26 protein-coding genes and 1 tRNA gene are annotated in these 25742 nt (G+C 65.7%); 17 read left to right on the forward strand and 10 right to left on the reverse strand.

The features are described from left to right. Window positions 1–5 precede the first annotated feature (5 nt). A complete protein-coding gene (locus tag ACW176_RS06130; RefSeq protein ID WP_492055959.1) occupies window positions 6–1454 on the reverse strand; it encodes an NAD(P)-dependent oxidoreductase in 1449 nt (482 codons plus the stop codon). 233 nt (window positions 1455–1687) lie between these two features. Between ACW176_RS06130 and ACW176_RS06135 the strand changes: the two genes are divergently transcribed. Next, window positions 1688–2488: an undecaprenyl-diphosphate phosphatase gene (locus ACW176_RS06135; RefSeq protein ID WP_492111278.1), complete on the forward strand. Its 801-nt coding sequence runs from the start codon at window positions 1688–1690 to the stop codon at window positions 2486–2488. A gap of 78 nt (window positions 2489–2566) precedes the next feature. Here the strand turns inward: ACW176_RS06135 and ACW176_RS06140 are convergent, their stop codons facing one another. Further along, window positions 2567–3532, reverse strand: a complete 966-nt coding sequence (locus ACW176_RS06140; RefSeq protein WP_492111279.1) for a complex I NDUFA9 subunit family protein — start codon at window positions 3530–3532, stop codon at window positions 2567–2569. Window positions 3533–3676: 144 nt separating this feature from the next. On the opposite strand from ACW176_RS06140, the gene ACW176_RS06145 reads away from it, so the two are divergent. The 9 genes from ACW176_RS06145 (at window position 3677) to ptsN (ending at window position 10164) form a co-directional block, all read left to right on the forward strand. Next, window positions 3677–3763 (forward strand) — tRNA-Leu (locus ACW176_RS06145). A 160-nt stretch (window positions 3764–3923) separates the two neighbouring features. Continuing rightward, window positions 3924–4541, forward strand: coding sequence for a ribonuclease D (locus ACW176_RS06150; RefSeq protein ID WP_492111280.1), 618 nt, complete (start codon window positions 3924–3926; stop codon window positions 4539–4541). A gap of 20 nt (window positions 4542–4561) precedes the next feature. After that, window positions 4562–5164 (forward strand): LPS export ABC transporter periplasmic protein LptC, encoded by a 603-nt coding sequence (lptC, locus tag ACW176_RS06155; protein WP_419319443.1) that lies wholly within the window; start codon window positions 4562–4564, stop codon window positions 5162–5164. A 46-nt stretch (window positions 5165–5210) separates the two neighbouring features. Continuing rightward, window positions 5211–5756: an LptA/OstA family protein gene (locus ACW176_RS06160; protein ID WP_492111281.1), complete on the forward strand. Its 546-nt coding sequence runs from the start codon at window positions 5211–5213 to the stop codon at window positions 5754–5756. A 16-nt stretch (window positions 5757–5772) separates the two neighbouring features. Beyond that, window positions 5773–6552, forward strand: a complete 780-nt coding sequence (gene lptB / locus ACW176_RS06165; RefSeq protein WP_492111885.1) for an LPS export ABC transporter ATP-binding protein — start codon at window positions 5773–5775, stop codon at window positions 6550–6552. A gap of 179 nt (window positions 6553–6731) precedes the next feature. Beyond that, window positions 6732–8225 (forward strand): RNA polymerase factor sigma-54, encoded by a 1494-nt coding sequence (gene rpoN, locus ACW176_RS06170; protein WP_492111282.1) that lies wholly within the window; start codon window positions 6732–6734, stop codon window positions 8223–8225. A 94-nt stretch (window positions 8226–8319) separates the two neighbouring features. Beyond that, a complete protein-coding gene (locus ACW176_RS06175) occupies window positions 8320–8931 on the forward strand; it encodes an exopolysaccharide biosynthesis protein (RefSeq protein ID WP_419319446.1) in 612 nt (203 codons plus the stop codon). Window positions 8932–8981: 50 nt separating this feature from the next. Further along, the gene (gene hpf / locus ACW176_RS06180) at window positions 8982–9614 is read left to right on the forward strand and encodes a ribosome hibernation-promoting factor, HPF/YfiA family (RefSeq protein ID WP_419319447.1); all 633 of its coding nucleotides are present in this window, start codon (window positions 8982–8984) and stop codon (window positions 9612–9614) included. Between the two features lie 85 nt (window positions 9615–9699). Beyond that, window positions 9700–10164, forward strand: a complete 465-nt coding sequence (ptsN, locus tag ACW176_RS06185; protein ID WP_419319448.1) for a PTS IIA-like nitrogen regulatory protein PtsN — start codon at window positions 9700–9702, stop codon at window positions 10162–10164. A 46-nt stretch (window positions 10165–10210) separates the two neighbouring features. On the opposite strand, the gene ACW176_RS06190 is transcribed toward ptsN, so the two are convergent. The 3 genes from ACW176_RS06190 to ACW176_RS06200 form a co-directional block, all read right to left on the reverse strand. After that, the gene (locus tag ACW176_RS06190) at window positions 10211–10480 is read right to left on the reverse strand and encodes a DUF1150 family protein (protein WP_492111283.1); all 270 of its coding nucleotides are present in this window, start codon (window positions 10478–10480) and stop codon (window positions 10211–10213) included. Between the two features lie 100 nt (window positions 10481–10580). After that, entirely contained in the window at window positions 10581–11006 is a 426-nt protein-coding gene (locus ACW176_RS06195) for an Hsp20 family protein (protein WP_492111284.1), read from the reverse strand. 117 nt (window positions 11007–11123) lie between these two features. Continuing rightward, complete coding sequence (locus tag ACW176_RS06200) at window positions 11124–12794, reverse strand: glycosyltransferase family 4 protein (RefSeq protein ID WP_492111285.1); 1671 nt, start codon at window positions 12792–12794, stop codon at window positions 11124–11126. A 185-nt stretch (window positions 12795–12979) separates the two neighbouring features. Between ACW176_RS06200 and ACW176_RS06205 the strand changes: the two genes are divergently transcribed. Next, window positions 12980–14212, forward strand: coding sequence for a glycosyltransferase (locus tag ACW176_RS06205; RefSeq protein WP_492111286.1), 1233 nt, complete (start codon window positions 12980–12982; stop codon window positions 14210–14212). A 19-nt stretch (window positions 14213–14231) separates the two neighbouring features. On the opposite strand, the gene ACW176_RS06210 is transcribed toward ACW176_RS06205, so the two are convergent. The 3 genes from ACW176_RS06210 to ACW176_RS06220 all read right to left on the reverse strand — a co-directional run bounded on the left by ACW176_RS06210 (window position 14232) and on the right by ACW176_RS06220 (window position 16752). Beyond that, entirely contained in the window at window positions 14232–14885 is a 654-nt protein-coding gene (locus tag ACW176_RS06210; protein WP_492111886.1) for a CatB-related O-acetyltransferase, read from the reverse strand. Window positions 14886–15024: 139 nt separating this feature from the next. Then, complete coding sequence (locus ACW176_RS06215) at window positions 15025–15831, reverse strand: hypothetical protein (RefSeq protein ID WP_492111287.1); 807 nt, start codon at window positions 15829–15831, stop codon at window positions 15025–15027. Between the two features lie 78 nt (window positions 15832–15909). Further along, window positions 15910–16752 carry an acyltransferase gene (locus tag ACW176_RS06220; protein WP_492111288.1) on the reverse strand — a complete coding sequence of 281 codons (843 nt, stop codon included), beginning with the start codon at window positions 16750–16752 and terminating at the stop codon, window positions 15910–15912. A 202-nt stretch (window positions 16753–16954) separates the two neighbouring features. On the opposite strand from ACW176_RS06220, the gene ACW176_RS06225 reads away from it, so the two are divergent. Genes ACW176_RS06225 through ACW176_RS06235 form a run of 3 tightly spaced genes read left to right on the forward strand, consistent with a single transcriptional unit; the run spans window position 16955 to window position 20945 of the window. Then, window positions 16955–18532: a hypothetical protein gene (locus tag ACW176_RS06225; RefSeq protein WP_492111289.1), complete on the forward strand. Its 1578-nt coding sequence runs from the start codon at window positions 16955–16957 to the stop codon at window positions 18530–18532. Next, entirely contained in the window at window positions 18529–19587 is a 1059-nt protein-coding gene (locus tag ACW176_RS06230; RefSeq protein WP_419319457.1) for a hypothetical protein, read from the forward strand. The genes ACW176_RS06225 and ACW176_RS06230 overlap by 4 nt, the downstream gene beginning before the upstream one ends. 8 nt (window positions 19588–19595) lie before the next feature. Next, on the forward strand, window positions 19596–20945 hold the full coding sequence (locus tag ACW176_RS06235) for a sulfotransferase family protein (RefSeq protein ID WP_492111290.1): 1350 nt from the start codon (window positions 19596–19598) through the stop codon (window positions 20943–20945). On the opposite strand, the gene ACW176_RS06240 is transcribed toward ACW176_RS06235, so the two are convergent. Both ACW176_RS06240 and ACW176_RS06245 read right to left on the reverse strand, forming a co-directional pair. Continuing rightward, window positions 20932–21684, reverse strand: coding sequence for a PIG-L deacetylase family protein (locus tag ACW176_RS06240; protein ID WP_492111291.1), 753 nt, complete (start codon window positions 21682–21684; stop codon window positions 20932–20934). The two genes, ACW176_RS06235 and ACW176_RS06240, sit on opposite strands and share 14 nt — an antisense overlap. Beyond that, the gene (locus ACW176_RS06245; protein WP_492111292.1) at window positions 21684–22538 is read right to left on the reverse strand and encodes a GNAT family N-acetyltransferase; all 855 of its coding nucleotides are present in this window, start codon (window positions 22536–22538) and stop codon (window positions 21684–21686) included. The genes ACW176_RS06240 and ACW176_RS06245 overlap by 1 nt, the downstream gene beginning before the upstream one ends. A 109-nt stretch (window positions 22539–22647) precedes the next feature. On the opposite strand from ACW176_RS06245, the gene ACW176_RS06250 reads away from it, so the two are divergent. From ACW176_RS06250 to ACW176_RS06260, 3 genes are read left to right on the forward strand one after another with little or no spacing between them, the layout of a single operon-like run. Continuing rightward, window positions 22648–24042 carry a hypothetical protein gene (locus tag ACW176_RS06250; protein ID WP_492111293.1) on the forward strand — a complete coding sequence of 465 codons (1395 nt, stop codon included), beginning with the start codon at window positions 22648–22650 and terminating at the stop codon, window positions 24040–24042. Further along, a complete protein-coding gene (locus ACW176_RS06255; RefSeq protein ID WP_492111294.1) occupies window positions 24039–24722 on the forward strand; it encodes a hypothetical protein in 684 nt (227 codons plus the stop codon). The genes ACW176_RS06250 and ACW176_RS06255 overlap by 4 nt, the downstream gene beginning before the upstream one ends. Further along, entirely contained in the window at window positions 24719–25738 is a 1020-nt protein-coding gene (locus tag ACW176_RS06260; protein ID WP_492111295.1) for a glycosyltransferase family 2 protein, read from the forward strand. Before ACW176_RS06255 ends, ACW176_RS06260 begins: the two co-directional genes overlap by 4 nt. The last annotated feature ends 4 nt before the right edge of the window (window positions 25739–25742 follow it).

The following is a 25742-nucleotide window of genomic DNA, read 5'->3' on the forward strand; positions in this document are numbered from 1 at the left end:
GATCTTCACTCCGCCGCGATCAGCGCCGGGGCGCCGACCTTGGACTTCAGATAGCGGTGCATGGCGTCGGCGGCGTCGCGGCCGTCCTTGATCGCCCAGACCACGAGGGAGGCGCCGCGCACGATGTCGCCGGCGGCGAACACGCCGTCCAGATTGGTCATCTGGTTGCGGACATCGGCCTTCACCGTGCCCCAGCGCGTGGTCTTCAGGTCGGGAGCCGCGAACAGCTCTGGCAGGTTTTCAGGCTCGAAGCCCAGGGCCTTGACCACCAGCTGGGCCGGACGATCGAAATCGCCGCCCTCGATCTCTTCCGGCGACTGGCGGCCGGACGCGTCCGGGGCGCCCAGGCGCATGCGGATGGCGCGCACGCCGGTCACCGCCTCGGCGTCGCCCGACAGGGCCCGGGGGGCGGCCAGCCATTCGAAGGTCACGCCTTCTTCCTCGGCATTGGCCACTTCGCGCAGGGAGCCGGGCATGTTGGCCTTGTCGCGGCGATAGAGGCAGGTGACCGAGGTCGCGCCCTGGCGGATGGCGGTGCGCACGCAGTCCATGGCGGTGTCGCCGCCACCGACCACGACCACGTCCTTGCCTTCGGCGTTCAGCGCCCCGCTCTCGTACTCGGGAACGCTGTCGCCCAGGTCTGTGCGGTTGGAGGCGATCAGATAGTCGAGCGCAGGAACCACGCCCTGGCTGCCAGAGCCCGGGACCACCAGGTCGCGGGCGGCGTAGACGCCGGTGGCGATCAGCACGGCGTCATGCTTTTCGCGCAGGTCTTCCAGCGACGCGTCGCGGCCGACCTCGAAGTTCATCCGAAACTCCACGCCGCCGTCGGCGAGGCGCGAGGTGCGGCGCTGGACGACGTCCTTTTCCAGCTTGAAGCCTGGAATGCCGTAGATCAGCAGACCGCCGGCGCGGTCGTGACGATCATAGACCACGACCTCATGGCCCTGCTCGCGCAGCATCTCGGCGGCGGCCAGACCCGCGGGCCCCGCGCCGATGATCCCGACCGACTGGCCGGTGGCCGGGCCGGCGACCAGGGGCTTCACCCAGCCCATCTCCCAGGCCTTGTCGGTGAGATAGCGCTCGACCGAGCCGATCGTCACGGTGCCGTGACCCGATTGCTCTATGACGCAATTGCCTTCGCAGAGACGATCCTGCGGGCAGATTCTACCGCAGACCTCCGGCATCGAGTTGGTGGCCTGCGACAGTTGATAGGCTTCTTCCAGACGACCTTCGGCGGTCATCCGCAGCCAGTCGGGAATGTTGTTTTGCAGGGGGCAGTGGGTCTGGCAGAACGGCACGCCACATTGCGAGCAACGCGAAGCCTGCTCGGTGGCTTTCGCATCGATGAAGTCGGCGTAGATCTCGTGGAAGTCGCCAGAACGGTCGTCCGCCGCACGCTTTTCAGGCGTCTTGCGGGCCACCGTGGTGAATTTCAGCATGCGCTCGGCCATGCGACTTCCCTCATCCCGTCTTCGGGAGAAAAATTGCGTATGGCGGCCTCATACGGACTCTTTGGCGCAAGAAGAATGCGGTGGTAAAAATAGTTGACTGTAATATCCGCAGGTCGCCGGGGGTCATTGCGATCGTCTCGCAGTGCGCCCCGTTATTAGTCCACTTTGTGGATTAACGCCATGTTTACGCTGTCAGGCGCACGCCGGGGGGCTGCGTTTTTGAGGGACTGCCGATGCCGGATTGGCTGATCGCGATCGTGCTGGGCCTGATCGAAGGGCTTACTGAATTCATTCCTGTGTCTTCCACCGGCCATCTGCTGCTGGTGGGACATTTCCTGGGCTTCCACAGTCCGGGCAACACCTTCCAGGTTCTGATCCAGCTGGGCGCGATCCTGGCCATTACCGGGGTCTATTTCGGGAGACTGTGGGGGCTGCTGACCTCGGCGCCGACCAATCCCGGTTCGCGCCGCTTCATCCTGGGCGTGTTTCTGGCCTTCCTGCCGGCGGTCTTTGTCGGCGTACTGGCCCACGACTTCATCAAGACGGTCCTCTACGAGTCGCCACTGCTGGTCTGCATCACCCTCATCACCGGCGGCTTCGCCCTGCTGGCGCTGGACCGCATGAAGTTCGAGCCTCAACATACCGACGTGGTCGACTATCCGCTGAAGACGGCCTTCATCATCGGCCTGTTCCAGTGCCTGGCCCTGGTGCCGGGCGTCTCGCGCTCGGGCGCCACCATCGCCGGCGCCCTGCTGCTGAAGTGCGACAAGCGCTCGGCCGCCGAATTCAGCTTCTTCCTGGCCATGCCGACCATGGCCGGGGCCTTCGCCTATGATCTCTACAAGAACATCGACAAGCTCAGCACCAACGACCTGGGCCTGATCGGCCTTGGCTTCGTGGCGGCCCTGATCTCCGGCGTCTTCGTGGTCAAGACCGTGCTGGACTTCATCACCCGCCACGGCTTTGCGCCGTTCGCCTGGTGGCGGATCGCCGTCGGCGTTGTGGGGCTGGGTTTGCTGTACATTCCGCGCTGATCTCGCGGCGGCGTAGGGTCAAAAGAAAAGGGCGGACACTGCAGTGTCCGCCCTCTTTCGTTCCGGCCTGGCCAGCGTCTAGAACGCCCCGGCCGGAGTCGGCGCGTACTGTCCGCCCTTGCGATAGCGGTACAGGTAGGACGGCACGATCGCCTCGATGCTGGTCGGAACGACGCCGGCTTCAGCCAGGCCCGGCAGGCCGCGATCGGCGACATTGTCGCTCTTGAGCATCTCGACCTGGTCACTGGTGATCGGCGGCGCGATCGGCAGGAGGCCGGCCATCACGTCGCCGACCTTGCCCAGCAAGGACGCGGCGAACCACGGAATAGGCAGCAGCAGACGGTCGCGGCCGGTCTCGGTCAGGATCAGCTGAAGGATCTCGCGCATCGTATAGACGCCGGGACCGCCCAGCTCATAGGTCACGCCCTCGGCGGCCGGGCTGCTGGCCGCCTGGGCGATCACGACGGCCACGTCGCCGACGAACACCGGCTGGAAGCGGGTCTCGCCGCCGACCAGCGGCAGGGCCGGGCTCATCGCGGCCATCTGGCCAAACTTGTTGAAGAAGTTGTCCTCGGGACCAAACACCACCGACGGGCGGACGATCACTGCGCCCGGGAACACGGCGCGGACCGCTTCTTCGCCCTCGGCCTTGGTGCGGGCGTACTTGGCTTCGGAGCCGGCGTCGGCGCCGATGGCGCTGATCTGCACGAAGCGGGCGACGCCGGCCGCCTTGGCGCACTCGGCGATGGTTTTGGCGCCCATCACATGGACGGCCTGAAATTTCTGACGACCCGATTCGTAGAGCAGGCCGACCAGATTGACGCAGGCTTCAGCGCCCTCCAGCGCCCGCGTCACTGAGGCGACGTTGCGGACATTGGCCTGGACGACCTCGATCTGGCCGACATCGCCCAGCATGCGCATCTTGTAGGCAAGGTTGGGCTGGCGCACCGCCACACGAACGCGGTGGCCCGCCTTGGCGAGCTGCCGCACGACCTGGCTGCCGACGAAGCCGGAGCCGCCGAACACTGTGACCAGACCTTGCATTTTCAATCCCCGTCGCTTGCGATGACGCGGGGGATAGACGACCGCGAGGGGCTTCGCAACGAAATGCGCGATTTGGCGATTGACGGGGCCAAAAGCTTTCCCTAAACGTCCCGGCCTCGCGGCGATCCACGGATTGCTCTGCGGGCCCAGGTGGCGGAATTGGTAGACGCGCTGGCTTCAGGTGCCAGTGACTGAAAGGTCGTGGAGGTTCGAGTCCTCTCCTGGGCACCACCCCCTACCAACCTTCGAAAGAAGGTCGGGGTGGCGCCGATAGATCCTAGCGAATAGATATCTCTTTCATCGTGATTATAATGTCGCGCGTACCCTGTTCGGGCGCGTGAGCCTCGGCGACGTTTGTCGTTCAGGCGTGTCGCCGGAGAGCTCTGAAACCTTGGCCAATTTTGTTCATGTGGGCGACCTGCCCGACGGCGCCTTTGCCGGCGCCACCGCAGTCGCGATTGATTCTGAAACCATGGGCCTGCGGCTGGGACGCGACCCGCTTTGCGTCGTGCAGCTGTCGAGCGGCGACGGCGACGCCCACCTGGTCCAGCTGGATCGCGCCACCTATGACGCGCCCAACCTGAAGCGCCTGCTGACCGATCCGAAGATCCTGAAGCTTTTCCACTTCGGCCGCTTCGATATCGCCATGTTCCTGCTGCATCTGGGCGTGATGACCGCGCCCGTCTACTGCACCAAGATCGCCTCCAAGCTGGCCCGCACCTATACCGACCGCCACGGCCTCAAGGACGTGACGCGCGAGCTGATGGCCGTGGAGCTGTCCAAGGCCCAGCAAAGCTCCGACTGGGGCGCGGCGACGCTCAGCCCCGAACAGGTCGCCTATGCGGCGTCCGATGTGCTGCACCTGCATGGTCTGCGCGACAAGCTCAACGCCATGCTGGTTCGCGAGGGCCGCATGGATCTGGCCCAGGCCTGCTTTGACTTCCTGCCCCACCGCGCCGCCCTCGACCTGGCCGGTTGGGAAGACGTCGACATCTTCGCGCACACCTAGGGATGACGGCGGCCGCGACCATGACTGGACGGTCGATCGCCCGGGATCTGGGGCAGTGGCGCCGGCGCTCGCGCCGGGTGCGGCTGATGCGCGTGGTGCTGCCGGCGACGATCGCCGTGATCCTGATCGGCGTAGGCGGCCAGGTCACCTGGCGCTCGATGCGCGCTGCGGCCCGACCGCCCGCCGAGGCCAAGACCCAGATCCGCATGATCGCGCCGCGCTTCTACGGCCAGTCCGGCGATGGTCGCAGTTTCATGATCACCGCGCGTTCGGCTTTGCGCGACGACAACGACATGAAGAACGTGCGACTGGAGTCGCCCACCCTGACTCTCGGCTTCGACGAACCCCAGCCCAGCCGGGTGACGGCCAAGTCAGGGATCTATCGCGAAGACACGATGAAACTGTCCCTGAGCGGGGATGTTCGCATCGACGATGGCTCGGGCTATCGCTTCGCTTCGGAAGAGGCGGTGGTCGACACCAAGACCGGAAATATCAGCGGCGAGACGGCCATGCTGGGTGAAGGTCCGACGGGGCAGGTGAAATCCAACGCCTACACCGTATATGACAAGGGTGACCGGGTCGTTTTCAGGGGTGGGGTTCGCACCCGGCTCGAACGGAAGTAAGTAGAGGCGCGCGGCATGGCCGTGCTTCGCAGATAAGGACTCTGACTTGATCCAGCGTTGGATGGCAGCGGCGGCGACCGCACTGATCCTGGCGAACGGCTCGGCCTTCGCCCAGAGCATCAACGACTCCAGCGCGCCCCTGGACATTGCTGCTTACGAGCAGGAGAACATCAACAGCCAGTGCCGCACGATCTTCCGCGGCAATGTCGAGATTCTGCAGGACAAGAGCCGGCTGCGGGCCAATGTGGTCAACGCCTACTACACCCGAAAGCCCGGGGCCCAGGCCGGTTCGAACGCCTGCGGCGATGTCGACCACGTGGAAGCCGACGGCGACGTCTATCTCGTCAACCAGGACCAGACGGTCCGGGGCGACCATGCCGTGTTCACCTATTCCAACGACACCATCGTGATCACCGGCAATGTCATCGTCGTGCGCGGCCAGGACGTGGCGCGGGGCGACCGCATGACGGTCAACACCAAGACCAACGACGTGAAGCTGGAATCCAACGTCAAGGGCAGGGGCAAGGCCGGGCGGGTGCGCTCGGTGATCTATCCCGAAAAGTCCCAGACCCCGGCTCCGGCCAACCGCTAGGCTCGCCCGAATGAAGATGACGCCCCTTGGCGGTTCCGATCGCCCCGAAGCCCCCGCTCGCCCGGAGGCAAGCGGCCTGTTCGTTGACGCCATCGGCAAGTCGTTCGGCGACCGCCCGGTGGTCAAGAGCGTCTCCCTGCGCCTGCAGCGCGGCGAGGTCGTCGGCCTGCTGGGCCCCAACGGCGCGGGCAAGACCACCTGCTTCTACATGATCACCGGCCTGATCGCCGCCGACTACGGCTCGATCTATCTGGACGGCGAGGACATCACCGCCCAGCCGATGTTCCAGCGCGCGCGTCTGGGCGTCGGCTATCTGCCGCAGGAAGCCTCGATCTTCCGGGGCATGACGGTCGAGCAGAACGTCATGGCCGTGGTCGAGATGCGCGAGAAGAACCAGCGCGCCGCCGCCGAGACCGTGACCAACATTCTGGAAGAACTGCGGATCACCCATATCCGCAAGTCGCCGGCCGTGGCCCTGTCGGGCGGCGAGCGGCGGCGGGTGGAAATCGCCCGGGCCCTGGCCAGCGAGCCGTCGTTCATGCTGCTGGATGAACCCTTTGCCGGTATCGACCCCCTGGCCATCGCCGACATCCGCGAGGTCATCGGCTATCTGAAGAAGCGCGGCATCGGCATTCTGATCACCGACCACAATGTCCGCGAGACGCTGGATATCATCGATCGCGCGTCAATCATTCACGCCGGTGAGGTGCTGTTCGAGGGTTCCCCTAAGGAAATCATCGAGGATCCGGAAGTCCGCCGCGTTTATCTGGGCGATCATTTCGCCGAACGCGTCTAGGAAATAATCCCTATTGCAAAATGACTTATCCCGCGCGGCCCTCCGGCTTCGCGGGATTTTCATTGTTGGGCGACGGGACTGAAAGTCGCACCGGCCCGAATATTGCAGGCGTTGGCGCCCCGTTAACCTAGTTGCCCTTCAATGGGGATCGAACATTTCGATTTGCCCAGGAGGGCGCAGTGGCTCTCGGCCATCGACTGGAACTGCGGCAAGGCCAGGGCCTCGTCATCACGCCGCAACTGCAGCAGGCGATCAAGCTGCTGCAGCTGTCGAACATCGAGCTCGACGCCTTCGTCGAGGCCGAGCTGGAGCGCAATCCGCTCCTGCAACGCGACGAGGGCGAAAGCGAAGCCGCGCCCGAAATCGACCGCGAGCCGGCGGCCAGCGACCTGGGCGTCGACATCGTGGCCGAAGGCTCGGCCAATTCGGAAATGGACGCCACGCCCGACGACGTCTCGCCCGGCGAGCGCGCCTCGGGCGACGGCGAGCAGGCCCAGGAGGCCGGCGGCCAGATCGACTGGTCGCGAGCCGGCGGCGGCGGCTCCTTTGAGCACGACGGCGACTATGAAGGCGCCCTGACGGCCGTACCCACCCTGTCGGAACACCTGCAGGGCCAGCTGGTCCAGGCGGGCCTGTCGGCAGCCGAGCAGCTGGTGGCCAATGTCCTGATCGACGGCGTCGACGAGGGCGGCTATCTGCGCCTGGACCTGGCCGAGACCGCCGAGCGTCTGGGCTGCGCCGAGGCGATGGTCGAGCGCGTCCTGACCGTGCTCCAGGGCTTTGAGCCCACCGGGGTCTTCGCCCGCGACGTGCGGGAGTGCCTGGCCCTGCAGTTGAAGGACCAGAACCGCTACGACCCGGCCATGGCCGCCCTGCTCGACAATCTCGACATGCTGGCTCGCCGCGACATGAACGGCCTGCGCAAGGTGTGCGGTGTCGACGAGGAAGATCTGCGCGAGATGATCGCCGAGATCCGCGCCCTGACCCCGCGTCCGGGCGCGGCCTATGCCAGTGAGACCGCCGAGACCCTGGTGCCTGACGTCCATGTCCGCGAGGGTCTGGGCGGCATGTGGCACGTGGAGCTCAACACCGACACCCTGCCCCGGGTGCTGGTCGACCAGCGCTATCACGCCCGGGTTTCCAAGGGTGCGCGCACCGATCAGGAAAAGACCTTCGTCTCCGACTGCATGGCCACCGCCAACTGGCTGGTGAAGAGCCTCGACCAGCGGGCCAAGACCATCCTGAAGGTCTCCAGCGAGATCGTGCGACAGCAGGACGGCTTCCTGGCCTTCGGCGTCGAGCATTTGCGACCCCTGAACCTGAAAACCGTCGCCGACGCCATCGGCATGCACGAGAGCACGGTCAGCCGGGTCACCTCCAACAAGTACATCGCCACCCCGCGCGGGGTGTTCGAGCTGAAGTTCTTCTTCACCTCGGCCATCCAGTCGTCCGAGGGCGGCGAGGCCCATTCGGCCGCGAGTGTCCGTCACAAGATCAAGGGTCTGGTCGAGGCCGAGAAGGCCGAGAAGGATGTCCACTCCGACGACGCCATCGTCGAGATCCTGAAAACGGCCGGGGTCGACATCGCCCGGCGCACGGTGGCCAAGTATCGCGAAGCGATGCGCATTCCCTCATCGGTCGAGCGCCGGCGCCTGATCAAGGAAACGAGCTGAGCCGTTCCGGGCGCGTGGTCATTTTCCAGAAAGCGCCTATCTTCACGACCCATTGATCGGTCCTGCGTTATAAGCTCCATGAGCAGGAGCACGCATGTCGACCGATAGCCTAGCGGACGTGATCGAAGGGTTTGGCGAGGACGTCCGTCCGATCCTGACCGTCGGCCAGATGCTGGAGGCTTTCGATAGCCGCGCCTTTGGGGCGATGCTGTTCGTGTTCGGAGCTTTGAACACCCTGCCGCTGCCGCCGGGCTCCTCGACGATCCTCAGCCTGCCGATTCTGCTGCTGGCCCCCCAGATCGCGCTGGGCGCTGACGCGCCGTGGCTGCCGCGCCGGATGATCGACCGGCCGGTCAAGCGCGACGATCTGCGCGGTCTGTTCCGCAGGCTCACCCCCTTGGTCAAGCGCATGGAGCTGATCACCAGGCCCCGCCTTTCCTGGCTGTTCTCGCCGCTGGGCGAGCGGATGATCGGCGTGGTCTGCACCCTGCTGGCGCTTGTCCTCATCCTGCCGATCCCGCTGGGCAATCTCGCGCCTGGCGCAACGGTGGCGATTCTGTCGCTGGCCCTGCTGCAGCGCGATGGTTTTCTGGCCCTGCTGGGCTATCTGATGGCCCTGGTCAGCCTGGGGCTGCTGTTCGTCAGCGCGGGGGTTGTGACCGCCGCCGTCCACAAGATTATCAGTCTTGTTTCGAGCTTTTTCTGAACCCGTTACGGCCGCTTGACACCGCCTCTGGACAGGCGCGTTGTTAGGGCATGCAAGTCCAAATCTCCGGCAAGCATGTCGACGTTGGCGAGGCTCTGCGAGCGCGAGTCTCCGACGAAATCACCCTGAGCATCGGCAAGTATTTTGACCGCGGCGGTAATGCCGACGTGGTCATCAGCAAGGAGGGCCATGCCTTCCGGGCCGACTGTTCGGTAAAGCTGGCTTCGGGCCAGCAACTTCTTAGCCATGGAGCGGGCGGTGACGCCCATGCGGCGTTTGACGCCGCCCTGGCCAAGATCGAGACGAGGATCAGGCGCTACAAGCGAAGACTCAAGAGTCACTCCATCGCGGCCTCAGCCAAACAAGCCGAGAACGCCGCGATGTACGTTCTGCGGGCTCCCGATATCGACGAGCACGAGAACGACGACTGGGGCGACGACGCCGACCATCCAGCCGGCGCCCCCTCGGCGATGATCATCGCCGAGACCCAGTCCTCGCTGAAGGTAATGACCGTTTCCATGGCTGTCATGGAACTGGACTTGACCGAGTCCCAGGCAATCGTGTTTAGGAACGCCGCCCACGACGGATTGTCCGTGGTGTACCGGCGGCCAGACGGAAATATCGGCTGGATCGACCCCGAACGCACAAAGTCGCTGAACGGGAATGGGTCAACCGCGAACTAACGGGGTCGTGTCATGATCCTGAACGTTCCGGAGGGCTCCCAGCGATTGTGTTGCGGCGGCCGACAGTGAGCGAGCGTTTAAGTCCATGACTATCGGTGATCTCTTGGATCCTGGAGCAGTGGCGCTGCGCGTCAGTGCTCCAGGCAAGCGGCAGGTGCTCGGCGTGATCGCCGACGTGGCTGCGCGGGTGCTTGGCGTCAATTCCAACACCGTGCTCGAAGGCCTGATCGAGCGCGAGGCCGCAGGCTCGACCGGCGTGGGCCAGGGGGTGGCCATTCCCCATGCCCGCATTGACGGCCTGGACCGGGTGCGCGCGGTGTTTGTCCGTCTGGAGACGCCGGTGGCGTTCGACGCGGTCGATGACAAGCCCGTCGATCTTCTGCTTGCCCTGTTCGCGCCGTCTGACGCCAGCGCCCAGCACCTGCGGGCCTTGGCCCGCGTATCGCGGATGATGCGGCAGCCGGAGCTGCGCGAGCATTTGCGTCAAGCCCGCTCGGCCGATGCCGTTCACGTGCTGCTGGCCCACGAACCGACCAGCACGGCCGCCTGATTTTCTGGAAGCGAGCGCGACGGCTGGGGGGCCGCCGCGCCCTGGATCAGTGCACCGAAACCGGCGCCAGTTCATGCGCGAGGGCGGCGGCGATCGCTGTGTCGCGGTCGACCATCACTGCCAGCCGAGCGCCATCGGCGCGGCAGACCGCATAGAGGGTCTGGTCGGGAAGTAGATCGAAATCGTCGGTCGAGCCGGCGGGCGCGTCAGCCAGGATTTCCGCCGCCTTGATCGGGCGGACATAGACCAGATCCGGGGCGCCAAGCGCCGCGAAGGCTTCCGTCGTGAGGACCGGATTGTGGGTGACAGGTGTCATGTTGACCACCTCCTTGAATAGGGAACGCGCCGGGTCTGGCCCGGTTCAGCGGGCATTTCGGAGCGGGACAAGACTGAACGTGTGAATCGAGGCGACGGGCTCAGGCGACGGAGCGGATCGGGATGCGCCTGACTAGTCGCTCAGGACGCGGTCGGGCCAGATCGATGTGCAGCAGACCATGCTCCAGGGTCGCCGCCGTGACCTCGATGCCCTCGGCCAGCACGAAGGTGCGGACAAAGCCCCGCGCCGCTATGCCGCGATGCAGGAAAGCCCGGTCGGTCTCGGATCTGGCCTCGGCTTCGCGCTTGCCGGCGACGATCAGCTGGCCGCCCTCGACCGTCACGTGCAGCTGTTCGGGCGAGAATCCCGCCACGGCCAGAGTGATCCGCACCCCGCCCTCGTCGTCTTGCTCGACATTGTAGGGCGGATAGCTTTCCGAAGCGGCCTTGGCGGCGCGTTCGATCAGGTCTCGGGTGTGTTCGAAGCCCAGCAGAAAGGGGCTGTCGAACAGGATGGTCCGGGTCATCGCGAAGTCCTTCGCTTAAGCGACTTCGTCCGCCGGTCCCGTCCTGACGTCAGCCACGGGGCGGCGATACCCGTCTGAGGTGGAGGTTGTCGCCTGAGGTTTCAAGGCCGGGCCGGCTCAGAGCCAATCCAGAAAGCCGCATTTGGCCATCCACAACAGGCTGAGCTGCACCGCGCGGCGGCGCGGCGCGGGGAACAGCAGCAACAGATCCTCGGTGGTGGCGGCGTGACCCTCGGCCAGATGAGCAAAGACCGTCTGGCACTCCTCATGGGTTCCGCGCCAGTTGGCTGCGAACATGTCCAGCTCGATGGTCTGGACGCGCTGCAGATCGGCCAACCCGACGCCGGCGCGCAGGGCCAGGCGGCTCTTGAGGGATAGCACCTGGGTTGCGAAGCCCGCGAAATTGCGGAAGGGGTCGCCCTTGACCGGATTGCGCGTCGAATGGGCGCGCGTGTCTTCGGCGGCGACCCGCACCGCGGAGAGTTCCTCGGCCAGGGCCGAGTACTGTCGGGCGACGACCGGCCAGTCGAACATATCGCGGATGCGCTGTCTTCCCGCCTCACCCATCCTGCGGCGCAGATCGGGGGAGCGGATGAGGTCGGACAGCGCCTGGGCGGCCCGGCCGACATGGACGGCGGTGTGCTGGGCAATGACGCCGACATACTGCTGGTAGGATTTGAGCCCGAAGTCGTGGCCCGCGATCATCTCGTCGGGCAGGGCGTTTTCGGGGCCGCCGAGGGTGGGGACAAGAAAACCCTCCTGGCCGTCGCGTACGGTGTAGCGATAACCGTCCCAATCGCTGATCACGACGGGCAGGCCCGAGGCCATGGCTTCCAGCGGCGTGATGCCGAAGGTCTCCTGGATATTGTCGACCAGCGACAGGAAGATGTCGGAGGCCGCCCACAGGGCGCCAAGGCGCTGTCGGTCGTTGCCATCGATGATGTGGAACCCGACCGACGGGGCGTGGGCCGCGGCCGCCTGTCGATACATCCGCTCGCCGTCTGCGCCGTTCGGAAACCATCCCACCATGGCGAAATGCACGCGCTTGCCGGTGGCCCTGGCGGACTCTTCGACCGCCCGGATCATCGGCTGGGGGAAGGCCTTTTCAAAGAATGACAGGCGACCCACCCACAGGACCAGAACGTCTTCCTCGCCGATGCCCAGCTCCGCGCGGGTGGTCGAGCGGACTTCGGGTCGATCAGCCGCGGCCCGAAGGGCCGGGCCGTCAACGCCGAGCGGGATCAGCGGCAGCTGGGGTCGCATGATACGCTTGGCGTCGCCAAAGCGCTCGCTCAGGAATTCGCACCACTCATCGAACATCGTCTCCATGGCCTGCTGCACCGAAGGCGATGTGCAGATCAGGGCGTCCCAGGGCTGGGTTGGCGCGACCGAAGCCATGGCGATGTCCTGGCGCATCGTCGGCGGGGCGATGGTGTGGATCAGGCCCATCAGGCTAAAGGCGCGATCCCCGACGGTGCGCCGCCTCTGCCAGGCCAGTTCCTCAAGCCGGGGTCCGCCCCGCAGCAGGGTTCCCGCGGCCGCCGCGACCCCCTGGGCCAGGATGCTTGAAGTGGTAATCCGGGTCGTCGAGCAGGGCTGGTCACCGACCAGGCTCCTCAGCAGATCCTGAGGCTGCACTGCGGCGTGGGTCAGGAAATCGACCTGCTCGTGGCCGCCGTGCTGGACCATCGCCCGGAACAGTTCGAGATTGGCGACGTCCTTGCCAAAGACGTTCTCGCCAAGGCCGATCCGGCCGGCCGGATGATAGATCGCAAGACGAGACGTCAACGGATGTCGCCTTTCAAACAGGGTGGCCGCGCTGTGTTGGCGTCACAGCTCACGCGCGGTTTAGGGGGTTTGCGGGCCGATAGTCCAGCGCGTCGCGCGCGCTCGCATGCCCGGCGCGGCCTTCCGCCATTGACGCCCCGCGCGCTCATGACCAAGAACGGGGGCGACAGATCAAAGAGGGCGACGTGGCGGCCAGCCGAATTCTTTTCGTGCACCAGAACTTCCCGGGGCAGTTTCCGCATATCGCTGACGCGGTCCTGAAGCGCGGCCACAAGGTGGCGGCGATTGGTGGCGCGAATGTGAAGGGGCGGCCTGGAATCGATGTGCGCCGCTGGACCCTGGCCCGCGGCTCCACGCCGGGCATATTCGACGCCGCGACCCGAGCGGAAGCCGACCTGATGCGCGGTCAGGCGGCCGCCGAGGCGGCCATTAAACTGAAGGCGGACGGCTTCACGCCGGACCTGATCATCGGCCATCCGGGCTGGGGCGAGACCCTGCAACTGCGCGAGGTGTTCCCGAACGCCCGCCAGATGCTGTTCGGCGAGTTCTTCTATCGCTCGCACGGCGCCGATGTGAACTTTGACCCGGAGTTCGAACGCTCGACGCCGATCTCGGATTTCCGCGTCCACGCCAAGAACATGGGCCTGGCCCTAGCCTATTCCGAAGCCGACATGATCGTCTGTCCGACCCCCTTCCAGGCGTCGCTGCTGCCCCGCGGCCTGCAGGAGCGGGTCAGGGTCATTCATGAAGGTGTCGATCTGGATCGCGCGCGCCGCATCCCGAACGCGACGTTCCGATTGCCCGATGGTCGGGTGCTGGACGGCGGCAAGCCGGTCATCACCTTCATAAACCGCAATTTCGAGCGGCTGCGCGGCTTCCACACTTTCATGCGGGCCTTGCCGTCATTCCTGGAACGCTGCCCGGACGCAGAGGTGCTGCTGATCGGTCGCGACAGCGCCGATGTGTACGGCGGCTCCCTGCCCAACGGCCAGACCTGGAAGGCCAAGATGCTGGCCGAGGTGGGTGGGCGGCTGGACATGAGCCGGGTTCATTTCACCGGCGCCGTGGAGCATGGCGAGATGGTCAAGGCGCTGTCGATCTCGGCGGCCCACGTCTACTTCACCTATCCCTTTGTGCTCTCCTGGTCGCTGGTCGAGGCCATGGCCTGCGAATGCCTGATCGTGGGATCCGACACCGCGCCGCTGCACGACGCGATCACACCGGGCGTCAATGGTCTGCTGCGTGACTTCTTCGACCCTGGGGGCTTGGCCGACACCCTCGTCGAGATCTGCCGGGATCCTGCGGCCTATGCGCCGCTCCGAGCAGCGGCGCGTGCGACCGCTCTGGAACGGTTCGACCGGGCGACGGTCGGCGTGCCGACTTGGCTGAAGCTGATCGACGAGGTTATGGCGCGATAGCGATCGGGCGCCTGTTCCGCTACGAGCAGGCCTTGATGATGGCTTCGCCGGTCAGAGGTTCCAGGACCAGCGGCTTGATATCGCCCCGCGCTTCGCGTTCCCGCAGCCTGTCCAGGAACGCGGCCGGATCGCGCACATCGAGCGCTTGCAGAACATCCGGACCGTATCGCCACCACTGGCTGCTCAAAAGGTCCTCGATCAGCTTCTCGTCGAAGCGATAGCGGATTACGCGCGCAGGCGATCCGACGACAATGGCGTAGGGCGGCACATCTTTGGTGACCACGGCGTGCGCGCCGATCACGGCCCCGTCGCCGATGGTAATCTCGCGCCGGAGGCTGGCTTCGTTTCCGATCCAAACGTCATGACCGATTACGACGGCGGGGGAGCGTTGCTTGAACGCAAACGGCTCCAGATCGGGAGCTCCGATGTCTGCGAGGTAAGCGGCTAGCCCCGGCAACGGCCCCGGATTGTGGGAAAAGGGATGCATCGCCGCCCATTGGTGTGGGTGCGCAGAGCCCATGAGCTTGACGCCCCACGCGATCGAACCGTAGCGGCCGATACGCGTAAAAATGTCGAAGGCCGAATGTGAATAGGTGAACGCGCCAAACCGACTCGGGGCCAGGAGTCCGCCCAGGAGGTGCGAATAGGGTTCGATTACAGCATCGCGGCCCACCAACAGCGTACTTCCAAGCGGCCAGAGACGGTCTGCGGTTGCACTGAATACACGATGCTTACGCGCCAGTTCGCGAAGGGCTTCGGTAACTACAACTCTCATTCTTTATAAACCCCACGGCGAGACATTCGTTGAACTCTTAGCCTTGGGCGCGCGGTTTCATCACCAGCCAGGGCGTCATGGTCGCCCGGAACTCCCAGACGGCGATGAGCTGGTCAAGGTGGCCCAGCGTCTGCAGCCAGGGCGGCAGGGGCATGGTCTTGGGCCCCTGCTTACGAATGACGATTTCGTGGGTCGGACCAAATCGCTCAAGCATGCGTTCGACCACACCGGGCACGAAGGCAGGGTGGGTTTCCATCACGATGTTGAGCTTCTTCAGGCCCGGATACAGGTCGGGCTGCATGATCTCATCCTCGAAGCCCTCGGCGTCGATGATGACCAGCGTGTTCTTGTCCACATAGTCTTCGAACATCGCGCCGACGAACTCGCCGCTAACGATCACCCGGTCTTCAACGCCATTGCGCTTGGCCAGATCGGCGCACGCCCGGCGGGCTATTTCCTCGATGTCGAAGGCGTGGACGATGGCGTTTGGCATCAATCGCGCCAGGCCGACGGCATAATAGCCCTCGGCGCAGCCGATATCGACGACGGTGTCGATGCCGGATTCGGCAAACCATTTCAGGTCCTCGTGCAACTCGGACTCGTAGCAGCCGATCAATCGGGGAACCAGGCAGCCCTCGGTGGCATAGGTCAGGTACTCCATGCCCTCGAACGGGCCGGAAAAGACCTTCAGGCCGTGATGGCCAACATAGGTTCGTGCGATCACCGTGGCCCGCCATTGCGCCATGAGGCGCAGAATGGTGTTCAGTGAGCCGACCGAATTGAGTTCGGGATCCTCAAGCACCCGCTTGCGAAGACGTTGGGCCGTAATGCTTGTCGGAGCCATCGCGCGTAATTCAACTCAAGGCCGTTACGTTGCTCGTCACTGACATGTTGGCGCGGGGGGGTCAAACGGGCGCCCGCCCTATCGGCGCCCAAACGGCCACCAGCCGCGACGAGGCGGTTGGGCCATGATCACCGGCTCGGGCGGACCTTCGGAGAGCTCGCGTCGCCAGACGATATTCTCGCGCACCAGCCGCGCCGGTACGCCCGCCATGACGGCGTAGGCCGGAGCGGGCCCCGACAGGATCGCGCCAGCGGCCACCACCGCGCCGTCGCCGATGCTCGCGCCCTTCATGATCATGCTGCGCAGGCCCAGCCAGACATGGTCGCCGATACTGATCGAGGCTGCGGCGTTGATCCGCCCGCCGGTGGCGCGATCATAGATCGGGTGGATGTCGCTGAGCGAAACATAGACCTGTGACGAGACCATGCAGTCCTCACCAAAGGTGATCTCGCCCGGCTCGTGCAGCTGGATCGAAACCTGGACCATGGTCGTGCCGGCCCCGACGCTCAGGGTCGAGCCGGTCGGGCTCAGCAGATTGACGAAGCCGTTGATCGTGCAGCCGTGGCCGACGCGGAAAAGGTTGTTGTCGCCGATCACGGTCAGTGTCGCGCCCAGTCTGCAATCCGGATCGATCTCGACCGTGTTGCCGCTGCCCTGAATCGTCAGGGCCGCTGCGCCTGCCTGCTTGGGATCGGCCAGGGCCGCGCCGGCCCCCACAGGCGTGAAGCCGGCGATCCGGCTGTTTTCGCCGATGATCAGGCGATTATTGTCGCCGGTGATCGCGATGCGGGAGTCCACGTCTGCGCCTTCGCCGATCGCGATGTGATTGCCGACGCCTTCCACCTGGGGCGGGTGGCGCGGGGTTGCGCGCAGATCGATCTGGTTTTCGGTCTCGATCGGCCCTGCGGATCTGCCCGGCATGTCTTGTCTCTGAGGGTCGCTGTGGCTCTTCGAATAGGACCAGAAGAGTTTGCCGGCAATGGTTTGCCGGCGGCCGATCGGTCGCTCGACGACATGAAAGCTATTGACGTTGGCCAGCCGAAACACCGAAAGAAGCTGACATCTTTGACAAGCGCCCGAGGCGGCGCGCTCCGAGTTTGGCGAAGCCTCGGGAAGGAACGTGATGACGGGGCCAACCGAGACTGAAGCGGCCAATCCTGTTCGGGAGGCCTTCGATGCGGCCTTCTATCTGGACCGTTATCCCGACGTCGCCGAGGCGGGCGTCGACCCCTTCCAGCACTTTATGGATCTGGGCTGGAGCGAGGGCCGCAATCCCGCGCCCTGGTTCATCATGGATGTCTATCTGTCCGTGAATCCGGACATCAAGTCGGCCGGCGTCAATCCCTTCCAGCACTATGTGATCACCGGGCGGCTGGAAGGCCGGCCCCTGAAGGACGACTACGGCTTTCGGTACGACATCCTCAAGAACAGCCCGCCGCTGGAGGAGCGCGTCCTGTGGGCCCGCACCGCCGCGCGCAAGATCCAGGCTGCGCCGGTCGCCGAACTCGAGGCCGCGCTGCACGCCGCCGGCTCGCTGGCCGGCCTCCACATCTCGATCAGTCATGATGACTACACCGCCAGCCTGGGCGGCGTTCAGCTGTGCCTGGCCCGCGAGGCCGACGCGATCGCGGAGGCCGGGCGACCGCGGCTGCATATCTATCCGGCGGCCCATTCTCCGGTGATTGACGTCGAGACCGACCAGCCGATGGTTGGAGTACTGATCAATGGCGAGCGCGTGGGCCTGTTTGCGGCCGCAGCTGTCGCCCAGGCCCTGACAGGGCGGGTCAGCAAGGCGACCTTCGCTGTGCACAGCTTCCTGGGCCACTCCATTCCGGCCGTGACCGCGATCCTGAAGGCCGCCGGCCTGCGCAAGGGTTTCTTCTGGATTCATGACTTCGCCAGCGTCTGCAGCAACTACGCGCTGTTGCGCAACGACGTGGTGTTCTGCGGCGCCCCGCCCCCTGACAGCCAGGCCTGCGGGATCTGCATCTATGGCGAGCGGCGGCATATTCATCTGGCCGAGCATGGCGACTTCTTCCGCGCCTTCGAGCTGACGGCGGTGGCGCCGTCAGAAGCGGCTATGACCCTGTGGCGCAAGACCTATCCCAAGGCAGCCAAGGCCACCCGGATTCTGCCACATGCGGTGCTTGAGCCCCGCAAGGCCACGCGCCCGGCCAAGACCCGGGCTAGGACCGCGCCGCTGCGCGTGGGTTTCCTGGGCATGCCCGCCGACCACAAGGGCTGGCCAGTCTTTGCGCGGCTGGCCGAGATGTTCCGCAGCGATCCCCGCTATCAGTTCCTGCATCTTGGCTTCACCCGGGACGAGGCCTGCAGTGCGACCTTCGAGAAGGTCGGCGGTCCCGGCGGGCGGAGCATGGCCGAGGCGGTCGAGACGCTGGAGCTGGACGTGGCGGTGATCTGGTCGCTGTGTCCGGAGACCTTCTGTTTCACGGCCTACGAGGCCGTGGCGGCGGGGGCGGCGGTGCTGACCATGGCCGACGCCGGCAATGTGCCACGCTTTGTAGAGGCGGGCGACGGCGCCTCGCGCGGCCTGGTGGTCGCCGACGAGCATCAGCTGTTCGATCTGTTCCGCGACGGTGGCGCCCTGGCGCTGGCGCGCTCGAAGCGCAAGCCGCAGCGCTTCGACATGACCTTCAGCCGCATGACCGCCGATCTGCTTGCAAAGGGCGCGGGCCGATGAAGGTCGTCTGCTATTCCAGCTTCACCTTCTCCTACCTCAACCGGGCCCGGGTGCTGTTCAAGACCCTGCGCCAGCGCCATCCCGAATGGGAGCTGGTCGCCCTGATCACCGATCGCCCCCCGGCGGCGCTGAACTGGGATCCGTCGCAGGAAGAGTTCGACACCCTGGTCTATGCCGACGACCTGGGCATCCCCGAGTTCAAGTCCTGGCTGTTCAAGCACGACGTGATCGAGGTCTGCACCGCGGTGAAGGGCCCGTTCATGCATCAGGCCCTGGAGAAGGGCGCGGACGTCTGCATCTATCTGGATCCGGACACGGCCCTGCTGGATCGGCTGGACCCTCTGATCGAGATGCTGGAAACCAGCGACATCATCCTGACGCCGCACCTGCTGCATCCGGAAGAGTCGCACGGCGCCATCCTCGACAACGAGGTCTCGGCCCTGAAGACCGGCATCTACAATCTGGGCTTCGTGGCCGTGCGCGGTCGCGGCGAAGGTCTGCGTTTCGCCAAGTGGTGGAACGATCGCCTGCTGAACTTCTGCTATGACGACATTCCCAACGGGCTGTTCGTCGACCAGCGCTGGTGCGACCATGTTCCGTCGTTCTTCGAGAACGTGAAGATCCTGCGCGATCCGGCCTACAACATCGCCAGCTGGAACATCGCCCACCGCAGAATCGCCATCGGTCGCGACGGCAGGATCACGGCCAACGGCTCGCCGATCCGCTTCTGGCACTTCACCAAGCTTGGCCCCGTCGGCGACCAGATGACCCGCCGCTACGCCAAGGACAACTACGAAGTCTACGAGATCTGGAACTGGTACAAGCGCCTGATCGCTGAAGCGACCGATCCGCGCGTGCCGGCCGGCTACTGGGCGTTCGGTCGCTATGAGGATGGCCGCGAGGTCGCCAAGTCGCACCGCGAACTCTATCGCGTCCGGGGCGATCTGCGCTCGGCCTTCACCGAGCCGCTGGCGAGCGGTCCGGGAACCTATCAGGCCTGGCTTGAGGCCGAGGGCCTGATCGCGCCGGCCGTCCAAGACAATAGCCGGGGGTAAGAGGCATCATGGCTAAACCAGCCAAGACCGCGAAGACGACGACGGCCCGCCGCGCCCTTGTGGTGGCGGGCATGCACCGCAGCGGCACCTCCGCCATGGCGCGTCTGCTGTCCCTGAGCGGCGCCACCCTGCCCGAGCGCGTCATGGCGCCGGCTGCTGACAATCCCGCCGGCTTCTGGGAGCCGTGGGAGATGGTCGCCCTGAACGACAGGATCCTGGCGGCTTTCGATTCCAGCTGGGACGACGTGTTCACCCTGCGTGCGGCCGATTATGCCGCCGCGCTGAAGTCGACCTTCCAGGGTGAAGCCAAGGCCTTCGTGAAGGCCAACTATGGCGGCGCCGATCTGCTGGTCATCAAGGATCCGCGCGCCTCGGTTCTGGCCCCGTTCTGGCGCGAGGCCCTGACCGATAGCGGCATTGAGCCGCTCTATGTGATCATGGTCCGCAATCCGCTGGCCGTCGCCCAGTCGCTTTTCAAGCGCAACGCGTTTTCGACCCAGAAGTCGGTGCTGCTGTGGACCAGCTACATGCTGGCGGTCGAACGCGACACGCGCGGCTTTGACCGGTTGTTCGTCGACTATGACGCCATGCTCAATGACTGGCGTACGGCGCTGGCGGCCGTGGAGTCCGCCCTGGAGCAGCCTCTTCCGCGTTCCGCCGACGAGGCGGCGGCCGATATCGACGGTTTCCTCAACCGCTCCCTTCGCCATCACGAGGCCTCGAGCGAGGATCTTTCAGCCCGTCCCGACGTTTGGTCAGGTGCGCGGGTCGTGTTCGAGTGGTTCGAGGCCGCCGCCAGGGGCAAAGCTCCGCCGGCCAAGATCCTGGATGCGGTAGCCGCCGAGATCCTCGCACTGGACTCGGCCATGCTTGAGGTTTGCGCCGACATGCGGCGTGATATTGTCCAGTTGCAGGCCCAGGCGCAGCTAACTTCGGACGTTCAGGCCGAACTCGACGCCGCCGGTGTCTTGCTGGGCAAGATGCATGCAGAGGCCGACGCGTCCAGGCAGGCCGCCGAGGGCGCCCGGATCGCGACCGATGAAGTTCGCCAGCACGCAGCGGCGGTCCAACGGCAGGCCGACAAGGATATTGCGGCGCTGCAGGCCGATGTCGCCATATGGCGCCAGCGCGCGGCGGCGGAACAGTCCAGGGCCGCGATCTTCCAGCGTTCGCGCGACCAGCTCGAGCGCGAGTTCATAGTGGCCGACCAGCGCGCCGCCGAACTCCAGGCCCTGGCCCAGGAACAGGCCGCGGATATCGCCGGGCTACGGCATGCGGTCTGGTCCATGCAGACCAGCACCAGCTGGCGACTGACCGCGCCGCTGCGCCGGGCGATCCTGCTCGTCAGACGTCGCTGAAGGCGTCCAGCTGCGCGCGTACCGCAGCATAGGGCGTCTTGAACATCCGCTCGTAGAGCAGCGGTCCCGCATGCGGGCGCTCGCGCACGCGTTCGGCCGCCAGCGCCTGATAGCCAAAGCCGCCGCGCAGCAGAAAGGTCATGAACATTGATGGCCACAGGGCCAGCCAGGTCTTGGCCTGGGAGGGAAAGAACCGCACTGCTGCGGCGTAGGCGATCCATTCTCGGGCGCTCAGCGACAGGTTTTGTACCGGACCGTTTTCCGGGATCGGCGCGCAGGCGCGAAACAGGCCGCCCGGCAGTCTGCGGCCATTATAGAGCGAAAACTGGTCGATCGGGATCGCGGCGTCCAGCGCGTCGCGGAGCGTGACCGCCACGAGGGCGCAGGCGTCGTGGTCGGCGTGACCGCCCTCCCAGGCCGCGACGACGAACCGGTCGATGCGAGGCAGAGAGGACAGCGCAGCCTCCAGGGCTGAACGGGCGGCGGGCAAGGCCTCGAACACCGCACCGTCCATGGCCCCGGTTCCGGCCCCGACATGAACGGCTCGATCCGGCGGCAGGCCAAGACTGGCCAAAAACGCGCGGGTCTCGGCCAGCCGGCGCGCCGAAAGCTCGGGCGAGTCGTAGTCGGCGACATAGAGCAGCCAAGGCTGGGCGCCCTCGCGACGGTCGCGAAGCAGCAGCGGCAGCGCCGCGTACTCGTCGTCGAAATGCGCCAGAACGTAGACGGTGGTCATCATCAGTAGGGGTCGAAATCGAGGAAGCTGACCGCTGTGGTCTCGGGGTCCAGCATCTCGGGGAGCAATGGATCCAGGCGCCGCCAGATCATGTTCAGCGGCGAGGGGCGCAGGCGGGCGGGGATTGGCGCGAAGCCATGAGCCGGCAGGGATAGTCGGGGCTCCAGACCGATGAACAGCGGCGGGATCCAGGGCCGACCGCCCGTGGCCGCCACTTCCGGATGTCCCGCCAGGAAGGCGGCGCAGCGCAGGCCCGGAACGCCGGTCTCGGCCCAGACGCCCAGCAGGTCACCCTGCCGCGCCACCCGATATTTCGCCGCCGGATTGGCCAGGCGCCAGGCCAGACTGGCCGGTGTCCAGTCGACCTGGAAGCCGGTCGGCGCGTCGACCAGGCGGCGCGGCGGCAGCAGAAGCAGGCCCGCCTCCAGGCTGCGAACCTTCTGGAAGGCCAGTTTGCGCAGAAAGCCTGGCGTGCTGCTGGCGTTGGCGAAACCGAAGACGCCCTGAAAACTCTGCTCGCGCGCCGCGGCGTAGGTTGCGTCGGCCAGGGTCGTGAACAGGCCCTTGCCCTGGAATTCAGGCGCCGTGGCGGTGTTGAGCGACAGCAGGCCTCGCACGGATTCGCCCTGGACCCGCGCCCGCATGGGGATGGTGACATAGTGGGCGGCCAGAGTGTCGCCGGACCAGGCGTCGGCGCCGACGACAGCGCCTTCGGGGTTGTCTCTATAAAGCCATTCCAGGGCCGAGACCGTGAACTTCGGCAGGGGGCCGAACACTCGCCCCAGCAATTGACTGTAGGCGGCAAGTTGCTCGGGAGCAGTTCCCGAGGGTTTGATCTCTATGCCGTCGATCTTCATCGCGCGTACTGATCACGAAACTTCGACCCTGCCAAGCTGACCGGCTTTTCGCGCTTTGCACGCAGGCTCACGCACCTTAAAAGCCGGAACGATGAAGGGCGGGCATCCGATGACAAGACTGGGTTTCAATCTGAACGCTTCGCAGGTCGTGCGCGGCGTCCTGATCGCCGGCCTGCTGTTCATGCTGGGCGCGAATCTGCCGGGCCATCTGTCTTACGACTCCCTGGCGCAACTGGCCGAGGGTCGCTCGGGCGTGCGCACCACCTGGGGCCCGGCGATGTTCGCCTGGCTGCTGGGCGTCTTCGACGAGGTCGTACCCGGAACGGGCCTCTATGTGATCGCCAGCGCGGCCCTTCTGTTCTTCAGCCTTTCGGCGCTGCGCGCCACCCGCCCCCAGGTCTCATGGTGGGCGGTTCCCCTTACGGTGCTGCTGGTCTTCTCCCCGATTGTGCTGATCTATCAGGCCATCGTCTGGAAGGACGTCCTGTTCGCCAACCTGACCATCGCCGGCTTTGTTTGTCTGGCGAGACTGCCCGCCGCCTGGGATCGCCCCGGGCCGCGCTGGCTGGCGCTCGGCGGAGCCCTGCTGGCCCTGGCGATAGCGGCGCTGGTTCGCCAGAACGGGCTGGTCGTGGTATTTCTCGCGGCGCTGAGCCTGGGCGCGATCCGCTTCCGTGACGGCTGGCGTCAGGCCCTGGCCTGGGGTTTTGGCGGCCTGGTCGCCACCATCATCGCCATGCTGGTGCTGGGCGCGATCGCGCAACCCAAAAGCATCGGCCCGGGCAAGACCCAGGATGTCGGCATGCGCATCCTGCAACACTACGACATCGTGGGCGCGGTGGCGCGGGACCCCAGCTATCCCTTGACCCATATCGAGGCCGCCAATCCCGCCGGCGCCGCCGCCATTCGCAAGGGCGTGGCGGCTTATTCCCCCCAGCGCGTGGACTTCTTCGACACCGACCCCGCCTTGGGCAAGGCCCTTTGGGCGACGCCCAAGGCCGCCATTCGCGCCGAGTGGCGGGAGTTGATCACCAGGCATACGGGCGCCTATGTCGCGGAGCGGTGGGATGTGTTCCGCTGGCTGTTCCTGACGCCCAAGCTGGAGGTTTGTCTGCCCGACTTTGTCGGGGTCAGCGGACCCGAGCCCCTGGTCGCCGGTTTGAAGCTGACCAACGCCGTCGATCCCGCCGACTGGTCGCTGCACAACTATGCCACCTATTTCTACGGCACCCCGGTCTTCTCGCATGTGGCCTACGCCGTGATCGCGCTGCTGGTCGCAGGCTTTCTCCTTTGGCGCCGGGACGGACCTGACCTCGCGATCGCCGGGCTTATGTTCGGCGGCCTGGCTTTCACGGCGAGCTTCTTCGTGATCTCGCTCGCGTGCGACTATCGCTATCTCTACTTCCTGGATCTGGCGGCCATGACCGGCCTGTTCTACCTCGTTCTCGACCCCTCGCTGCGCCGCGCCGGCGCAGAGGGCGACCTGCGGAGTGACCCTGCGTGACCGTTCGTTCGAACCTGCTTCTTGCGGCTGCGGCCTGCCTGATCGTCACGGCCTGCGACAAGCCCAAGGGCGCGCCGGCTGACCCTGTCGCCGCCACGCCTGCCATCGAGCCAGCGCGACCGGCTCCCGTGCGCCCGGCCGAACCGGTGAAGTGGGACGAGTCGAGCGGCCGCTTCACGGTGGACGGCACGGTGCTCAAGACCGCTCATCTGTGGCGTTTTGACGGATCGACGGAGGGGTTCTCGGCCGCGTCGGCCCAGGTCGAGCCCGCCCGGGGCGGCGGCCTGCGAGTCGTCGAGCAGGCGATCGATACGATCGTCCGGTCGCCTCAGAATCTCGCGATCGAGGGCGAGCGCTACAATGGCGTTGTGGTGCGGTTGACCCGCGAGAAGGAGGCGAGCAAGTGGGACGGCGCGCTGTTCTTCACGACCCCGGCCCACGGCGAGACGTCGGGCTTCTTCGGCAAGCCGCTGCGCGGCGCCGACCCTGTGGCCGGCGAGACCACCATCATGGTCTATGACATGGCCAAGCTGCGCAAAGGCGGCGGCGACTGGACGGCTTCGACGATCAACGGCCTGCGCCTGGATCTCGACGATCAACCGGGCGGCCAGTTCGTCATTCACCAGATCGCGGTGGTCGCCTTGCCGGCCTCGGCGACGCTTCGACCGCCGCAGCAATGACGGCCAAGCCCCCGACTGCCGCGCTGATTCCCACCGAGCGGCCCGCCGCCCGGGTCGCGGCGATCCTGCCGTGCTACCGTTCCGGCGCCCATGTGCTCGGGGTGATCGCGGCCATTGGGCCGGAAGTCGACGTGATCATCTGCGTCGATGACGCCTGTCCGGACAGGGTGGGCGATCACATCGAGTCCAACGCCAACGATCCGCGGGTGATCGTGCTGCGCCACGAGATCAATCAGGGAGTCGGAGGGGCGGTCTGCACCGGCTATGCTCATGCCCTGGTGCTGGGCGCCGATATCTTCGTGAAGATCGACAGCGACGGCCAGATGGACCCGTCCGAGATTTCCGTCCTGGTCGATCCCATCGTGCGCGGCGACGCCGACTACGCCAAGGGCAACCGCTTTTTCAATATCGAGGATCTGCAGGGCATGCCGGCCCTGCGCCTGTTCGGCAATGCGGGCCTGTCGTTCCTGACCAAGCTGTCAACCGGCTACTGGAGCGTCTTCGATCCGACCAACGGGTATACGGCCGTGCATGCGCGGATGATCGAGCGGGTGCGGCTGGACAAGGTGTCCAAGCGCTACTTCTTTGAATCCGACCTGCTGTTCCGGCTGGGCACACTGCGGGCCCGAGTCGCGGACGTGCCGATGGCGGCCATCTATGGCGACGAGGTCAGCCAGATGGACGTCGGCAAGATCGTCATTCCGTTCTTCTTCTCGAACGTCTCCAATTTCCTGAAGCGACTGTTCTACACCTACCTGCTGCGCAACTTCTCGGTGGCCTCGCTCTATCTGCTGATCGGCGTGCCGCTGACCGTCTTTGGCCTGGTGTTCGGAGTCGAGCGCTGGATCGACGCGGTTTCCGACTCCCGCCCGGCCACTTCGGGCCAGGTGATGTTCGCGGCCCTGCCGATCCTGATCGGCGTGCAGATGGTGCTCAACTTCATCGCTTACGACGTCGAGAACGAGCCCCGCACCGCCGTCTGGCCGCTGCTGCGGCCCAAGAAACGGGCGGGCTAGGACC

It is taken from the genome of Caulobacter sp. FV1ye13L, assembly GCF_058681155.1.